Source organism: Azospirillum sp., from assembly GCF_035627195.1.
Classification (GTDB): Bacteria; Pseudomonadota; Alphaproteobacteria; order Azospirillales; family Azospirillaceae; genus Azospirillum.
Genome location: NZ_DASPMG010000319.1, coordinates 32,176 through 49,083 on the forward strand (window position 1 = coordinate 32,176; position 16,908 = coordinate 49,083).

Genomic DNA, 16,908 nt, shown 5'->3' on the forward strand with positions numbered 1-16,908 from the left:
TGCTGGTGTGACCGCTGTGCGCCCCCGTTTAGCACACGCCATGCGGGCTCTTAAAGTCTCGCTCTCCGCATGGCATTCGAGTAAAACGGCGCGTCGCCAGCCCGCCTCAGGACACCATGAGCCAGCCAGACGCTTCCACTCCCGCCACGCGCCGCGCGACGGCCGCCCTCTTTTACCATCCCGAGGGTTTCAACGCCGCCCGCGCCCAGGTCAAGGGTCGCCACGCGGCTGGCGCAGGCTTCCTCAAGGGCTTCGTCGAGAGCATCGGGGTCGAGCCGTTCCACTGCTTCACGAACAACCGCGCCCATTACGACGATTTCCGGCAGCGCACCGCGGCGCTGAAGGGCGCCCCGTGCGAGACGCGCTGGCACAACGCAGGCAATCTCGGCTCGTTGGCCGAGCCCGGCTGCCTGTACCTGCCGGGCCCCGGCCTCGCCGAGGCCGCGTGGCACCGCCGCGTGGTGGACGAGCGGGCGTACAGCCTGTGCGGCGTCACACACACCGTCTCCTCCGAACGCGCGATGGAGGCGATCGGTGCCTTCCTGACGGCGCCGGTGCAGGAATGGGACGCGCTGATCTGCACCACCAACAGCGTGCGCGCCGCCGTCGAGGAGTTGCTCGACGGCTACGCCGGCTATCTGGAGGAGCGCGTCGGCGCCAAGCCGAAGCGCAACGCGCAACTTCCCGTCATCCCGCTCGGGGTCGACTGCGACGGGTTCACGCGCGGCCCGGCCGAGGACGAGGCGGGGCGTGCCCTGCGCGCCCGCCTGGGCATGGCGGACGGCGACGTGGCCGGGCTGTTCCTGGGCCGTCTGGTGTTCCACGCCAAGGCGCACCCGGTGCCCATGTTCATGGCCTTCGAGCGCGCCCAGGCGCGCCTGGGTCCGGGGCGCAAGCTGCACCTGATGCTGGTCGGCCAGTTCCCGAACTCCGGCATCGAGCGTGAGTTCCACGACGCGGTGCCGCGCTTTTGCCCGTCCGTGGCCGTGCACATCCTGGACGGCGCCGATCCCGCGCTGGCGCGCGCCTCCTGGTTCGCCGCCGATCTGTTCTGCTCGCTGTCCGACAACATCCAGGAGAGCTTCGGCCTGACGCCGGTGGAGGCGATGGCCGCCGGGCTGCCCTGCGTGGTCAGCGACTGGGACGGCTACCGGGAGACGGTGGTCGACGGCGAGACCGGCTTCACCATACCGACGGTGGCGCCGCCGCCGCTCGCCGGCGGGGACCTGTCCGACCGCTTCCTGCTGGAACTGGACAACTACGACCATTTCATCGGCGCCGCCTGCCTGGCGACGGCGGTCGACATCGACGCCTGCGCCGACGCGGTCGCCCGACTCGCCGCCGACGACGGCTTGCGGCGCCGCATGGGGGCCGCGGGCCGGCGGCGGGCGCTCGACGTCTTCGACTGGCGGCACGTCATCGGCGCCTACCAGCAGCTGTGGGCCGAACTGGCGGAGCGCCGCCACGCCGCGCCCCAGACCGCGCCCCGGCGTGCGGGCGAACCCGCGTCGCCCCTGCGCGCCGATCCCTTCACCATGTTCCGCCGCCACCCCACGCGCCTGATCGGCGGCGAGGACGTGATGCGCCTTGCCGGGGCGGACGCGGCCAAACGGCTGGAGACGGTGCTGACCGGCACGCTGAACCGCTTCGGCGGCGCCACGACGGTGCCGCCGGAAGGCATCCGCGCGCTGATCGCCGAACTGGCCGCGGGTCCGAAGCGCGTCGGGGAACTGCTGAGCAATCATCCCCTGCCCGTGCGCCGTCGTCTGATACGCACCTTCGCCTGGTTGAAGAAGTATGGCCTTGTCGATTTCTGATCCACCCGCCGGCACGGCGCCGGCCTCCGATTCCGCGTCGCCCGGTTACGCCTCCGCCTGGGCGGTGTGCGCGTACGTGGACCGTCTGTCGGCGCCGCAGCGCCAGACGGAAGGGCGTCCGATGCTGGAGAAGGCGCTGGTCCAGTTCCCGGACGATCCCGGGCTGGCCGTCCGCCTCGCCGAACTGGAATGGAAGGGCGGCAGCCCCGGCGCCGCCGATGCGCGCGTCGCGGCGCTGCTGGCCTCCGGCCGGCCGCAGCCCGCGCCGGTGCACGTGCTGGCCGTGCGGCTGGCGCAGGCGACGAAGGACCGGCCGCTGTTCGAGGCGCGGCTGCGCGCCGCTCTGGCGCAGGCCCCCAATTCGGCCGAGCTGCACCTCATCGCCGGAAGCGATCTGGCCGACGCGCGCCGGTACGGCCCCGCCGTGAAGCACCTGGAGGCGGCGGTCAACCTGCAGGCGTTCAACGCCCCGGCCCTGTCCACCCTGGGCCGCACGCTGGAGGCGGCGGGCGAGCTGGAGCGCGCGGCGCGGGTGCTCGACGTCGCGGTCAAGGTCGATGCGGACAACGCCAACACCCTGCTCTCCTACGCCAACGTGATGCAGCGCCTGGACCGGTGGGAGGAAAGCCTGCACGGGTACCGGCAGTACGCCGCGCGGGCCGGCCGTCCGGCGTTCCTGTTCACGAACCTGGGCGCGCTCTACCGGCGGATGGGACGGCTGGAGGACGCGCGCGCCTCCTACGCCCGCGGGCTGGCGCTGGAGCCGGCCAGTTCGGGCATGCTCTACAACCTGTCGAACCTGCTCAAGGAGATGGGCGACCTCGGCGGTACGCTCCGGGCGCTGCGCCGCGCCCTGGCCCTGGAGCCGGAGAACGCGCAGTTCCATTGGAACTATTCGCTGGCCCTGCTGGCCGACGGGCAGATGGGCGAGGGCTTCGCCGAGTACGAGTGGCGCTGGCGCTATGACGGCTTCCCCTCGCGTCGGCGCGATTTCACGCAGCCGATGTGGGACGGCCGGCCGTTCGCCGGCAAGACGCTGCTCATCCACACCGAGCAGGGCATGGGCGACGTCTTCCAGTTCCTGCGCTACCTGCCGCAGATCCGCGCGCGGGGCGGGCGCATCGTGCTGGAAAGCCACGAGCCGCTGATCCCCTTGCTGGAGGGGACGCCGGAGATCGACGCCATCATCCCCCGCTTCGCGCCGCCGCCGCCGTTCGACCTGCACCTGCCGCTCCTGTCGGCGCCGCTGGTGCTCGGCCACGCGACGCTGGACGACATCCCGCGCGCCGTGCCCTACGTCCGCGTGCCGCCGCAGGCGCGGTTCGACATTCCGGAGGCGGACCCGGACCGGTTCAAGGTCGGCATCGTCTGGGGCGGCAACCCGCAGTTCAGCGGCGACCGCGCCCGTTCGTCGCGGCTCAGGCATTTCCTGCCGCTCCTCGCGGTCGACGGCGTGCAGGTGTTCAGCCTGCAAAAGGGCCCGCGCGAGGAGGACCTCGCCGACGCCCCGCCCGAACTGGTGCGGCTCAGCGACCGCATCGGCGATTTCCGCGACACCGCGGCGGCCATGCGCCAGCTCGACCTCGTGATCTCGACCTGCACGTCGACCGCACACCTCGCCGGTGCGCTGGGCTGCCCGGTGTGGGTCGCCCTGCACCACGCCCCCGACTGGCGCTGGATGGTCGGGCGCGGCGACAGCCCCTGGTACCCGACGGCGCGCCTGTTCCGGCAGCGCCGCGCCGGCGACTGGGACGGCGTCGTGGCGGAGATGGCCGCGGCGCTGGGCGAACAGGTGGCGGCCCGCCGGGCCGTCGCGCAGACGGAGGCACGGTGATGGCGCGGGTCCTGCTGGCCTGGGAACTGGGGGACGGCTTCGGCCACATCACCCGCCTGCTGCCGATCGCCCGGCGCCTGCGCGAGGCCGGGCACGACTGCGTCTTCGCGGTGCGTTCGCTGGAGAACTCCCACGTCGTCCTGGCGCCGGAAGGCTTCACCTTCGTGCAGGCGCCGTTCGCCATTCCCGCCGCGCCGCCGGGCCAGGAGAAGGAGCCGATGAGCACCTTCGGCGACATCCTGGCCACCGTCGGCTTCACCGACGTCAACCGCCTGCTGCCGATGGTGACGGCGTGGCAGGGGCTGATCGACGTGGTCGACCCGGCGCTGATCGTCACCGACTACGCCCCCGGCGTGTGCCTGGCGGCCTACGGCGCGCGGCCGGTGGTCAACATCGGCGACGGCTTCATCCTGCCGCCGCCGGAACTGGACCGCTTCCCGCCGTTCCGCGACGCGCCGCCCCGCACCGACGAGGCGAAGATCCTGGCCACCGTGCAGGAGGTGCAGCGCCGCCGCGGCCGGCCGCTGCCGCCGACGGTGCCCTCCATCCTGGCCGGCAGCGGCGTGTTCGTCATCACCCTGCCGGAACTGGACTTCTACGGCCGGCACCGCCGGAAGCCGGCGATCGGCACGCTGACCCAGCTGCCCCCGCCGCTGGAGGAAGAGCCGGCGGAGGACTACTTCGGCTACCTGTCGCTGTCCTACCCGCACACGGCCAAGGTGCTGGAAGGGCTGGCGCAGAGCGGCCGGTCCGGGCGCATCTACCTGCGCGACGCACCGCCCCAGGCCATGCAGACGTGGCGCGACCGCGGCCTGCTCATCCACGACCGGCCGCAACCCATGCGCGAGGCGGTGGGGCGTGCGCGGGTGGTCGTGCACCACGGCGGCGTCGGCACGGTCGAGACCGTCCTGGCGCTGGGCCGGCCGCAGCTCGTCGTGCCGCGCCACCAGGAGCAGCGCGGCAACGCCAACGCGCTGGGCGGCATGCGCGTCGCCGTCTCCATGCGTTCGGCCGGGGCGTTCGAGCCGACGCATGTGACGCAGGCGCTGACCCATCTTCTGGGGACGGAGCACTTCCGGCAAAACGCGCGGGCAATCGCGCAGAGGCTGGCGGAGCGCGGCTCGGACAGCGTGCTCGACGTCATCATGGCGCATTGCCTGTCGTTCTGCGGCTGATGGCCGGGCCGCGTGCCGGAAACCCTGCCCTGCGTCCATTCCCGCCCCATTTCCGTTGAACCGCCGCAAGGCTCCTGCCACTCTGCCGCCGCCATCGGCCCGTTCTGCAACCCGGAGCATCCCATGCTGAGCCGCTACCTCGACGAGTCCATTGCCGTTTTGCAGCGGACCCAGGAGGCGCTGGACGCCACCGTCGTCGACACGGCCGTGACGCGCATCGCCGACGCGCTGGGCGCCGGCAGGCCGCTGCTGGTGTGCGGCAACGGCGGCTCGGCTTCGGATGCGCAGCACATCACCGGCGAACTGGTCGGCCGCTTCCTCAAGGAGCGGCGCGGGCTCAACGCCATCTGCCTGTCCTCGAACCCGGCGGTGCTGACCGCCTGGGCCAACGACTATTCCTACGAGACGGTGTTCTCGCGGCAGGTCGAGGCGTACGGGCAGGACGGCGGCGTCCTCCTGGGCCTGTCCACCAGCGGCAACTCGCCGAACGTGGTCGCGGCCTTCGAGGCGGCGCGCGCCTTGGGCATGACCACGGTGGCGATGACCGGCGAAGGCGGCGGCCGGCTGCGCGCGCTCAGCGACCTGCTGATCGACGTGCCGTCGCGGCACACCCCGCTCATCCAGCAGGCGCACATCTGCCTGTACCACTATATCTGCGAGCAGGTGGAAGCCCGCCTCGCGGGCTGATCCGGCGGCCGGCGCCGCCTCCCCCCTCGTCTCCGGTGGAACTGTCTCCGGTGAAACTTTATTCGGCTCTGCGTGGCATTGCTGGACAGGACTCCGCGCCGCGGATATAAGCCTCTCCAGTGTAATGTTCACCGTCGGAGTCCGTCATGGCGAAGCTTTCCGTAACGCCGCTCAGTCAGAACCACGTGAGCAATCTTTCGACGGACAACATCAATCCATCAAACTATTCAGTTATTCTTTTCTCGCCCGACAAGGTTGTGCTCAAGGAAACCATCGACGGCCGAGAAAGTATTCAGGCATATTACGGGACTTTCACCGGCACTTCCGCCGTCGGCGGGGTCTCCGGAACAATTAACAAAATTGAGTATGATTATTCCAACAATTTGCCGATCTCGACGCTGTCGGATGTCACGGCGGCATGGCGCGACGTGTTCTCGGGCACGTACAAGGAAAGCAATCTCTACAGCGGCAACGACCTTCTGTACGGCTGGTACTACGGCGATTCGCTGGCCGGCTTCACCGGCAACGACACGCTGTACGGCGGCGCGCTCGAAGACGTGATGTACGGCAACCAGGACCAGGACCTGATGTACGGCGAGTCCGGCGCGGACACGCTGTTCGGCGGCCAGGCGGGCGATTCGGTCTTCGGTGGCGACAACGAGGACCTGATCTATGGCAACCTGGGCGACGACTTCATCAACGGCGACGTCAGCAACGACACCATCTTCGGCGGCCAGGGGGCCGACACCATCTACGGCGGCGACGGCAACGACTGGTTGACCGGCAACCGGGACAACGACCTGCTGTTCGGCGGTTCCGGTTCGGACGTCTTCTCGTTCCGCCCCGGCACCGGCAACGACACGGTGAGCGATTTCAGCTTCGTGGCCGGCGACCGGATCGAACTGCTGGCCAGCGTCACCTACACCAGGACGTCGGCGCTCAACGGCGATGCCGTGATCCGCCTCAGCAGCGGCGAGGAGCTGACGCTGAAGGGCCTCGCGGCCAGCCAGATCACCAACGACTGGATCACCCTCGTCTGACCGCGTGAGCACAGGCACCGCCCTGCCCGATCCGGCCGCGCTCGTCGCGCAGGCCCTGTCGGCTCACCGCGCCGGGCGTCCGGCGGAAGCCGGGGCCTTCTACCGAAAGGCGCTCGCCCTCAATCCCGGCTATGGGGACGCCCTGCACCTGCTCGGGCTGGCGTCTCTGCAGCGCGGCGACGCCGCGGCGGCGGGGCGACTCGTCGGCCGCGCGCTGCGGGTCAACGGCGAGGCGGCAATCTACCACAACACGAACGCCGAAGTCGGGCGGACGCGCGGCGACCTCGGCTGTGCCGCCGCCGCCGCGCGGCGGGCGGTCGCGCTGAATCCCGCCTACGCCGAGCCGCACGTCAATCTCGCCAAGCTCCACCGCCAGCAGGGACATCCGGCCCGCGCGCTGGACTGCGGGCTCCGGGCCGTGCGCCTGGCGCCGGACCGTCTGGACGCGGCGCAGGCCGTCGCCGCCGCCATCTTCGACCAGCGGCGCTACGCAGCGGCGCTCGCGGCGTGGCGGCGTGTCCTGGCGCTGAAGCCCGACGACGCTGAAGGCGTCGAGCATCTGGCGCGAACGGCGCTGGCACGGGGCGACGCGGTGGCCGCGACCGCCGTCGCGGCGCGCGACGTGCGGCTGCGCCCGGCCGACGCGGAGGCGTGGCGCCGGCTCGGCGACACGCTCATCAAGCGGCAGGACGCCGGACGGGCCGATGCCGCCTACCGGCGGGCCCTGGCCTTGCGTCCCGATTTCGCCGAGGCCTTCAACAACCTGGGCAGCGCCCTGATCGCCGCGCGCCGCTTCACCGACGCGAAGGTGCCCTACCGGCGCGCGCTGGCGCTGCGGCCGGGCTATCCGGACCCGTGGAACAACCTGGGCAGCGCGCTCTGGGAGGTCGGCGAGGGCGCGCCGGCCCGCGAGTCCTACCAGCGCGCGGTGGCGCTCCAGCCCGACCACCCCGACGCTTACGCCAACCTCGGCTATGCCCGGCGCAGCGACGCGCGCGGCGCCGCCGACTACGCCGCGGCGGAGGTGGCCTGCCGGCGGGCGCTGGCGCTGGCGCCGGACCACATTTCGGCGCGCAACAACCTGGGAATCACGCACCTCGACCTCGGCCGGCTGGCGGAGGCGGAGGAGGATTTCCGCGGCGTCCTCACGCGCAGCCCGGAGAACGCCGACGGCCACTTCAACCTGTCCCTGGCGTTGCTGAAGGCCGGGCGCTGGGCGGACGGATGGGCGGAGTACGAGTGGCGCTGGCGCACCGGCCAGCTGCCGGTTCCCAACCTCCGCCACCCGCTGTGGGGCGGCGAGGACCTCGCCGGCCGGTCGATCCTCCTGCACGCCGAACAGGGGCACGGCGACACGCTGCACTTCGTGCGCTACGCGCCCCTGGTCGCAGCGCGCGGCGGGCGCGTGATCCTGGCCGTGCAGAAGGCGCTGAAGCGGCTGGTGGCCGCCATGCCCGGCGTCGCCGCCGTGTACGAACTGCACGAGCCGATCCCCGACTTCGACCTGCACTGCCCCCTGCTCAGCCTGCCCCGCGCCTTCGCCACCCACGAGGCGACGATCCCGGCGAACGTCCCCTACCTGCACGCGGACCCCGCCGACGTGTCGGCGTGGCGCGCGCGCCTGCCGCACGGCGGCGGCCGTCCCAGGGTTGGGCTGGTGTGGTCGGGCGATCCGCGCCGGCACGCGCCGCGCGCCAACGCCACCGACCGCCGGCGCAGCCTGACGCTGGCCGCCTTCGCCCCCCTGGCGGCGGCGCGCGATGCCGTCACCTTCTACAATCTGCAAATGGGCGAGCCGGCGGAGCAGCTCCGCACGCCGCCGGCCGGGCTCGACCTCATCGACCTCACGGGTGGCGTGGGCGACTTCGCGGACACCGCCGCGCTGATCATGAACCTCGACCTGGTGATCACGGTCGACACGTCGGTGGCGCATCTGGCCGGCGCGCTCGGCAAGCCAGTGTGGGTGCTGTCCCGCTTCGACGGCTGCTGGCGCTGGCTGACCGGCCGCGACGACTCCCCCTGGTACCCCACGCTGCGCCTGTTCCGCCAGCCGAGCCCCGGTGAATGGGGGAGCGCCATTCACAACGTAGCCGAGCAGTTGCTGACCTTCGCAACGCCGGCCCGCTGATCGTCCGACCACCGGTCGTCTTCCAACGCCCCCTCTCCATCAACCTGTGCGCGGCGTTTTTATACCGCAACTTGATGAAGGGGCGCTCCACTCGCGTTTCCGGTTGTGCTCTATGCCCTCGGCGTCGCTTCCGTACGACGCAAATTGCAGCATTCCGTCGCCGATTGTCACAAACGGAGCACCGCAAGCGGTTGTATCGTGCTGGCATTTCTTAAAAAGTTTAGATAAAACTTATTGTGCAGAGTCATTGCTGATCATCTGCGAGTAAAGTGGTGCAAGTTTATGCGTCGCTACTGGCAGTTGGTGGATGTTCGGCAACACGGCTCTGCAAAACCCGCGCGCTGTAGTGAACATTTCTGAAAAGTACTTGAGGGCGATATGAGTGTTTCGGACGCCGTGGAACTTTCTTCCAATCTGTCGGCCTTCGGCGCACCGCCCGATGCCCTCCGGGAACTGATTTTCATCGACGAACGCGTCGCCGACGTCGGCTTCCTGGCCGCCGCCGCGCGCCCGGGCTGCGCGGTGCTGCGCGTCGCCGCCGGCCGGGACGGCCTGTCGCAGATGGCCGAGGCCCTGGCCGGTCACGGCGGCCTCGCCGCCATCCACGTCCTGTCGCACGGCGAGCCGGGCAGCCTCGCGCTGGGCGACCGGCCGGTCGACACCGAACGCCTGCTCGACGCGGCCGGCGCGCTGCGCCGCATCGGCGCGGCGCTGGCCGACGGCGGCGACCTGCTGGTGTACGGCTGCCACGTGGCGCAGGGCGATGCCGGTGCCGCGTTCCTGCGCGCGCTGGCGGCGCTGACCGGCGCCAACGTCGCCGCCTCCTTCGGCGCCACCGGCGGCACGGCGGCCGGCGGCACCTGGGACCTCGCCGCCCATGCCGGGCGCGTGACCGCGCCGGTGTTCGGCGACCCGACCCGCCTCGCCGCCTACGGCCACACGCTTGCCACCATCAGCCTGGGCGGCAACACCGGCTGGACGGCGGTTCTGCAGGGCGCCAAGTTCGACATCGCCAACGACCCGCAGGCCGGCGCCGCCAGCCTCGACCTCGTCGGCGACGCCAACCACGCAGTCCTCTACACCAGCTTCGACGACAAGGGCACGGCCGCCACCGGCGACGACGAGCTGGCCTTCCGCTTCCGCATCTCCGATGGCGGCGGCACGGCGTTCGGCGCGGTGGCGCTGGTCGGCATCGACGCCAACCTCGACGGCAAGATCGACGCCTTCGTCAGCTACGACGGCAAGACCGGCCGCGGCGTGTCGCTGTGGGATCCCGGCACCGGCGCCAACAACTCGCCCAGCACCACCAGCATCACCAGCACCAGCTACACCTACACCTCGACGGCAGGCGTCAACTACAGCTTCAACGCGGTCGGCTCGACCACCGATCCCGACTGGGCGACGACCGGCAGCGCCACGAATTTCGGCGATTCCGAAGGCGACACCTTCGTCAGCTTCAAGGTGCCGTTCGCCGACGTGGCGTCCCTGCTCGCCACCGCCGCCAACGGCCGCACCAGCCCGATCTACGGCATCACCAAGGATTCCGCCCTGCGCTACGTCGTCGTCACGATGACGCAGCTCAACAGCATCAACGGCGACATCGGCGGCATCAACAAGTCGGAAGCCAGCAGCAGCACCCCCTACACGCAGCTGGGCGCCTACTCCCCGGTGCTCACCGCGGCGGCGCTGCTGCCCACCGACACCACGGCCCCGACGCTCAGCGGCAAGGCGCCGTCGACCGGCGCCACCGGCATTCCGGTGAACGCCAACATCACCCTCACCTTCTCCGAGGTGGTGCAGGCCGGCAGCAGCGGCACCATCCTCATCAAGAAGGTGTCGGACAACTCGGTGGTCGCGACCATCCAGGCGACCGACACCACGCAGCTGACCTACTCCGGCACCCAGCTCATCATCAACCCGACGTCGAACCTCGCGACGAACACCGCCTACTACGTGGAGGTCGCCAGCGGCGCCGTCACCGACAGCTCTGGCAACGCGTTCGCCGGGTTCACCGGCAGCAGCACGCTGTCCTTCACCACCAGCGCCTCCGCCACCGCCGACGGCACGGCGCCGACGCTCACACTCGGCTCCTCCTCGCCCACGGACGAGGCGACGGGCGTGGCGCTCAACGCCAACATCACGCTGGCCTTCAGCGAAACGGTGCAGGCCGGCAACGGCACCATCCGCCTCTACACGGCGGGCGGCACGCTGGTGGAATCCTTCAACCCGGCGACCAGCACGCGGGTGACCTTCTCCGGCACCCAGGTGACGATCGACCCGATGGCGGACCTCACGGCCTCCACCGGCCACTACATCCTGATCGACAGCGGCGCCATCACCGACCTCGCCGGCAACGCCTACGCCGGCATCAGCGCCACCACGACGCTGAACTTCACCAGCGGCACCTCGGCCGCCGCGACCGCCGCCCCCACCGGGCTGGACCTGACCACGGCGTCGGACACCGGCACCCAGGGCGACCGCAAGACGAAGGCGACCGCGCCCGCCATCAGCGGCACCGCCGTAGCCGGGGCGACGGTGGTGCTGTACGACGGCGGCACCACGGCCATCGGCACCGCCACCGCGAACGCCACCACCGGCGCCTGGACCATCACGTCGGGCGCGTCGCTGGCCGACGGCGCCCACACCCTGACCGCCAAGGCGACCTCCAGCGGCTCGACGTCCGACGCCTCGACCGCGCTGACCGTGACCATCGACGCCACTGCACCCGGCGCCCCCTCGGCACCGGCGCTCACCGGCGGCTCCGACAGCGGCACGGCGGGCGACGACCGCACCACCGCCGGCACACCCGCCGTGCAAGGCACGGCCGAGGCGAGCAGCACCGTCGTCCTCTACGACGGCGGCACCACGGCGGTCGGCACCGCCACGGCGGACGGCTCGGGCAACTGGACGATCACGTCCTCGTCGCTCTCGACCGGCGGCCACACGCTCACCGCCAAGGCGACGGACGCCGCCGGCAACACCTCCACCGCCTCGGGCTCCCTCACGCTGACCATCGACGCCGCCCCGTCGGCGCCCAGCGCCCTTGGCCTCACCACCGCCTCCGACACCGGCGCCACCAGCGACGACAAGACCAAGCTCAGCGGCCCGGCCATCGAAGGCTCCGCCCCGGCCAACAGCACGGTCGTGCTGTACGACGGCGCCACGGCGGTGGGCACCGCCACCGCCAACGGTTCCGGCGCCTGGACGGTGACCTCCACCTCCTCGCTCGGCGACGGCGCGCACACGCTCACCGCCAAGGCCACGGACGCCTACGGCAACACCTCCACCGCTTCCGCCGGCCTGACGGTCACGGTGGACACCACCGCGCCGACCCTGTCGTCGAGCACGCCCACCAACGGCGGCACCAACGTCACGACGAACGCCGACGTGGTGCTGACCTTCGCCGAGGCCATGCGGTCGGGCGGCGGCAGCGTCACGCTGAAAAAGGCCAGCGACGACAGCACCGTCAGCGCGCAGGTCACCGTCTCCGGCACCCAGGTCACCATCAACCCGGACAGCAACCTGACGGCCGGCGCCAGCTATTACCTGCTGGTGGACGGCACGGCGCTGACCGACGCGGCCGGCAACGCCTACGCCGGCATCAGCGGCACGTCCGGCTTCACCTTCACCGTCGCCAGCGCCGCCGACACCACCGCCCCCTCGGTGTCGACGATCGAGCGGACGGGTGCGGCCGGCACGCTGACCAACGCCGCGAGCGTCTCCTACACGGTGACGTTCAGCGAGCCGGTGAGCAACGTCGACGCCGCCGACTTCACGGTCACCCAGACCGGCACCGCCACCGGCACGGTGGGCACGGTCAGCGCGGTCAGCGGCTCGGTCTACACGGTCACCGTCACCGGCGTGACGGGCGCCGGCACGCTGCGCCTCGACCTCAACGCCAGCGGCACCGGCATCGTCGACGGGGCGAACCTCGCCATCGGCGGCGGCTACACCGGCGGCCAGACCTACACCGTGGACCGGGTGGCGCCGAACGCCCCGGCGGTGTCGGCCATCAGCGGCGACACCGGCCGCTCCGGCACCGACGGCATCACCAGCGACACGACGCTGACCATCACCGGCACGGCCGAGGTGAACAGCACCGTCGTCCTTTACAAGGACGGCGGCGCCATCGGCACGGTGACGGCCAACGGCTCCGGCAACTGGACGCTGGACCACGGCGCCACCGCCACGCTGGGCGCCGGCAGCTTCACGCTGACCGCCAAGGCCACCGACGCCGCCGGCAACACGTCGGACGCCTCCTCCGCCTTCGCCGTCACCATCGACACCACGGCGCCGAACGCGCCGGCCACCCCGGCGCTCGCCACCGCCTCCGACACCGGCACGGCAAGCGACGGCCACACCACCGCCGCCACGCCCGCCGTGCAGGGCACGGCGGAGGCGGGCAGCGTGGTGGTGCTGTACGACGGCGGCACGACGCCCCTCGGCACCGTCACGGCGGACGGTTTGGGCAACTGGACGATCACCTCCTCGTCGCTCTCCACCGGCGCGCACACGCTGACCGCCAAGGCGACGGACACGGCCGGCAACACTTCCGGCGCGTCGGGCAACTTCGTCCTGACCATCGACACGGCCCCGTCGGCGCCCAGCGCCCTTGGCCTGACCACCGCCTCGGACACCGGCACCACCGGCGACCACAAGACCAAGCTCAGCGGCCCGGCCATCGAGGGTTCGGCCCCGGCCAACAGCACGGTCGTGCTGTACGAGGGCGGCACGGCGGTCGGCACCGCCACCGCCAACGGCTCCGGCGCCTGGACGGTGACCTCCACCTCCTCGCTCAGCGACGGCGCGCACACGCTCACCGCCAAGGCCACGGACGCCTACGGCAACACCTCGTCGGCCTCGTCCTCCTACACCGTCACCATCGACGCCACGGCGCCGAACGCGCCGGCCGTCCAGGGGCTGACCACCGCGTCGGACACCGGCACGGCGGGCGACAACCGCACCAAGGCGACCACCCCGGCCCTGTCCGGCACGGCCGAAGCCAACAGCGTCGTCATCCTCTACGACGGCGGCACGACGGCGGTCGGCACGGCGACGGCCAACGGCTCCGGCCAGTGGACGATCACCGCGGGCGCCTCCATGGCCGACGGCGCCCACACGCTGACCGCCACCGCGACGGACGCCGCCGGCAACACCTCGGGCCATTCCTCCCCGGCGCTGACGGTCACCATCGACGCGACCGCACCCGGCAACCCGTCGGCACCGGCGCTCACCACCGCCTCCGACACCGGCACGGCGGGCGACAACCGCACCACCGCCGATACCCCCGCCCTGTCCGGCACGGCCGAGGCGAACAGCGTCGTCGTGCTGTACGACGGCGGGACCACCGCCGTGGGCACCGCGACCGCCAATGGCTCGGGCAACTGGACGATCACGTCCTCCACGCTGTCGGTGGGCGCCCACACGCTGACGGCCAAGGCCGCCGACGCGGCCGGCAACACCTCCGGCGCGTCGGGCAGCCTGACGCTGACCATCGACGCCGGGCCGGCGGCGCCCAGCGCCCTGGGCTTGACCACCGCCTCCGACACCGGCACGACCAACGACAACAGGACGAAGCTCAGCGGCCCGGCGATCAGCGGCTCGGCTCCCGCCAACAGCACCGTCGTCCTTTATGAAGGCGCCACCGCGGTGGGTACCGCCACCGCCAACGGGCTTGGCGCCTGGACCGTCACCGCCACGTCGTCGCTGGCCGACGGCGCGCACACGCTGACCGCGCGGGCGACCGACACCACCGGCAACGTCTCCGCCGCCTCGACCGCGTTCACCGTCACCATCGACGCGACGGCGCCGACGGCCCCCGGCACGCCGGATCTGACGGCCGCGAGCGACACCGGCGCCCTGAGCACCGACGACCGCACCCGCACCACCGCCCCCACCCTCACCGGCACGGCCGAGGCCGGCAGCACCGTCGTGCTGTACGACGGCGGCGCTACGGCGATCGGCACGGCGACGGCCGACGGCACCACCGGCGCCTGGACCATCACGTCGGGCGCGTCGCTGGCCGACGGCGCCCACACGCTGACCGCCAGGGCGACGGACGCCGCCGGCAACACCTCCACCGCCTCGGCGGCGCTGACGGTGACCATCGACACGGGCGCCCCGACGGTGTCCTCCACGACGCCGGCCGACGACACCACCGCCGCGGCGGTGGGCGCCAACCTGGTGCTGACCTTCGCCGAGGACGTGCGGGCCGGCACCACCACGCCGACGGCGACGCTCTACCGCACCGGCGGCGTGGTGGTGGAGACCTTCGACCTGTCGGCGGGAACCGGCAGCGCCGGCGGCACGGCCACGGTGACCGGCGGCACGGTCACGCTCAATCCCTTCGCCGACCTCGCCTACTCCACCGGCTACTACGTGCAGGTGTCGGGCACGGCGCTGGCCGACGTGGCCGGCAACGCCTTCGCCGGCATCGCCGACGCCACCACGTTCAACTTCGCCACCAGCGCGGCGCCGCAGACCTCCGGCGACAATGGCGGCGGCGGCGGCGGGGGCGGCGGCACGCCCACGCCGGTGGTGACCACGCCCACCACGCCCACCACGACGACCGGCCTCGTGCAACTGACGCCGACCATCACCGTGCAGGACCTGCCGGCGCCGACGGCCGCGCTGCCCACCGTCCCGGTGGAGGTGGTGGAGACGACGACGTCCACGTCCGCCTCCGGCAACCGCGTGGTGCGCACCTATTCGCGCATCGACGGCATGATGGTCGGAACCGAGATCGTCTTCGCGACCACGGGCGACAACACCAGCACCACCTCCATCTCGGCGGTGCAGCCCACCCGCGTCGACGATCCGGCCACGCCCAACCGCGTGCTGGCCGACATCCCGATCGTGCGCGATTCCGGCAACACGCCGGTGCTGCTGGCCAGCCTGCCGACGGGTGCCGGCCTGTCCTCCGTCGGCGACCTGGACGCCACCACCGGCACGCAGACCCAGCAGGCGCTGATCGCCTCCATCGAGGCGCGCACCACGGCACCCGCCGCCACCGCCACGCGGACGGAGATGACCAGCACCGCCGGCACCTTCCTCAACACGCTCTCGACGACGGCGCCGGTGTTCGTCCGCACGGTGACGCTGGAATCGGTGCCGGGCGTGACGCTGAACGGGCCCATCGTGCTCAACGCCCCGGCGCAGACCGGTTCGCTGTACCAGGCCGTGGTGCTCGACGCACAGAGCGTGCCGGCGCAGACCAACGTGCAGATCAACAACGTCAACTTCATCGCCGTGTTCGGCGCGGCCTGGGTCAGCGGCGGGGCCGGCTCGCAGACCGCCGTGGGCGACGACGCCGCGCAGGTCATGGTGCTGGGCGAGGACGACGACACGCTGTACGGCGGCGGCGGCGACGATTTCATCGGCTCGCGCGCGGGTGCCGACGTGCTGTACGGCGACGCCGGCAACGACACTGTCACCGGCGGCTCCGGCGCGGACACGCTGTGGGGCGGTGTGGGCGGCGACGTCTTCTACGGCAACCAGCAGAACGACGTGGTCTACGGCAACCAGGGCGCCGACACCGTGTTCGGCGGCCAGGACCTGGACGTCGTGTTCGGCGGCCAGGACGGCGACCTGCTGTGGGGCCAGTACGGGACCGACGTGCTGTACGGCCAGATCGGCGCCGACGTGCTGTACGGCAACCACGACGACGACACGCTGTTCGGCGGCCAGGAATCCGACACCGTCTTCGGCGGCCAGGACCAGGACCACCTCTACGGCAACATGGCCGGCGACATGCTGTACGGCAACCGCGGCCGCGACACGCTGTACGGCCAGTTCGGCGACGACACGCTGTTCGGTGGCCAGGACGGCGACCACCTGCTGGGCGGCGAGGGCAACGACGTCCTCTACGGCAACCTCGGCATCGACACCATGGAGGGCGGTGCCGGCGCCGACGTCTTCGCCTACGTGCGCTTCGACGAGATGGGCGACACCATCCTCGACTTCGAGACGGGGTTGGACAAGCTGGCCTTCTATAGCCCCAGCTTCGGCCACATGACGACGGGCACGCTGTCGTCGGCGCACTTCGCGCTCGACAACCCGCTGGACGCCGACGACCGCTTCGTCTTCAACACGCGCACCGGCGTGCTGTCGTTCGACGCGGACGGCAGCGGGGCCGGGGCGGCGGTGACCATCGCCACGCTGAACGTCCGCACGCTCAGCGCCACCGACATCCTGCTGCTGGGGCCATCGGGGTCGTAGGCGCTCAGGG

7 protein-coding genes are annotated in these 16,908 nt (G+C 71.7%); all 7 read left to right on the forward strand.

Annotation, left to right across the window (positions count from 1 at the left end; translation table 11 throughout):
- Positions 1-116 precede the first annotated feature (116 nt).
- The 7 genes from VED21_RS28675 (at position 117) to VED21_RS28705 (ending at position 16,898) form a co-directional block, all read left to right on the forward strand.
- Positions 117-1,817 carry a glycosyltransferase family 4 protein gene (locus tag VED21_RS28675; RefSeq protein ID WP_324888553.1) on the forward strand — a complete coding sequence of 567 codons (1,701 nt, stop codon included), beginning with the start codon at positions 117-119 and terminating at the stop codon, positions 1,815-1,817.
- Positions 1,804-3,651, forward strand: coding sequence for a tetratricopeptide repeat-containing glycosyltransferase family protein (locus VED21_RS28680; RefSeq protein WP_324888555.1), 1,848 nt, complete (start codon positions 1,804-1,806; stop codon positions 3,649-3,651). The genes VED21_RS28675 and VED21_RS28680 overlap by 14 nt, the downstream gene beginning before the upstream one ends.
- Positions 3,651-4,826 carry a glycosyltransferase gene (locus VED21_RS28685; protein WP_324888557.1) on the forward strand — a complete coding sequence of 392 codons (1,176 nt, stop codon included), beginning with the start codon at positions 3,651-3,653 and terminating at the stop codon, positions 4,824-4,826. The genes VED21_RS28680 and VED21_RS28685 overlap by 1 nt, the downstream gene beginning before the upstream one ends.
- A gap of 123 nt (positions 4,827-4,949) precedes the next feature.
- Positions 4,950-5,513 (forward strand): D-sedoheptulose-7-phosphate isomerase, encoded by a 564-nt coding sequence (locus VED21_RS28690; protein ID WP_324888559.1) that lies wholly within the window; start codon positions 4,950-4,952, stop codon positions 5,511-5,513.
- Between the two features lie 383 nt (positions 5,514-5,896).
- On the forward strand, positions 5,897-6,553 hold the full coding sequence (locus VED21_RS28695; protein ID WP_324888561.1) for a calcium-binding protein: 657 nt from the start codon (positions 5,897-5,899) through the stop codon (positions 6,551-6,553).
- 4 nt (positions 6,554-6,557) lie between these two features.
- Positions 6,558-8,681, forward strand: coding sequence for a tetratricopeptide repeat protein (locus VED21_RS28700; protein WP_324888563.1), 2,124 nt, complete (start codon positions 6,558-6,560; stop codon positions 8,679-8,681).
- 378 nt (positions 8,682-9,059) lie between these two features.
- Positions 9,060-16,898: an Ig-like domain-containing protein gene (locus tag VED21_RS28705; protein WP_324888564.1), complete on the forward strand. Its 7,839-nt coding sequence runs from the start codon at positions 9,060-9,062 to the stop codon at positions 16,896-16,898.
- The last annotated feature ends 10 nt before the right edge of the window (positions 16,899-16,908 follow it).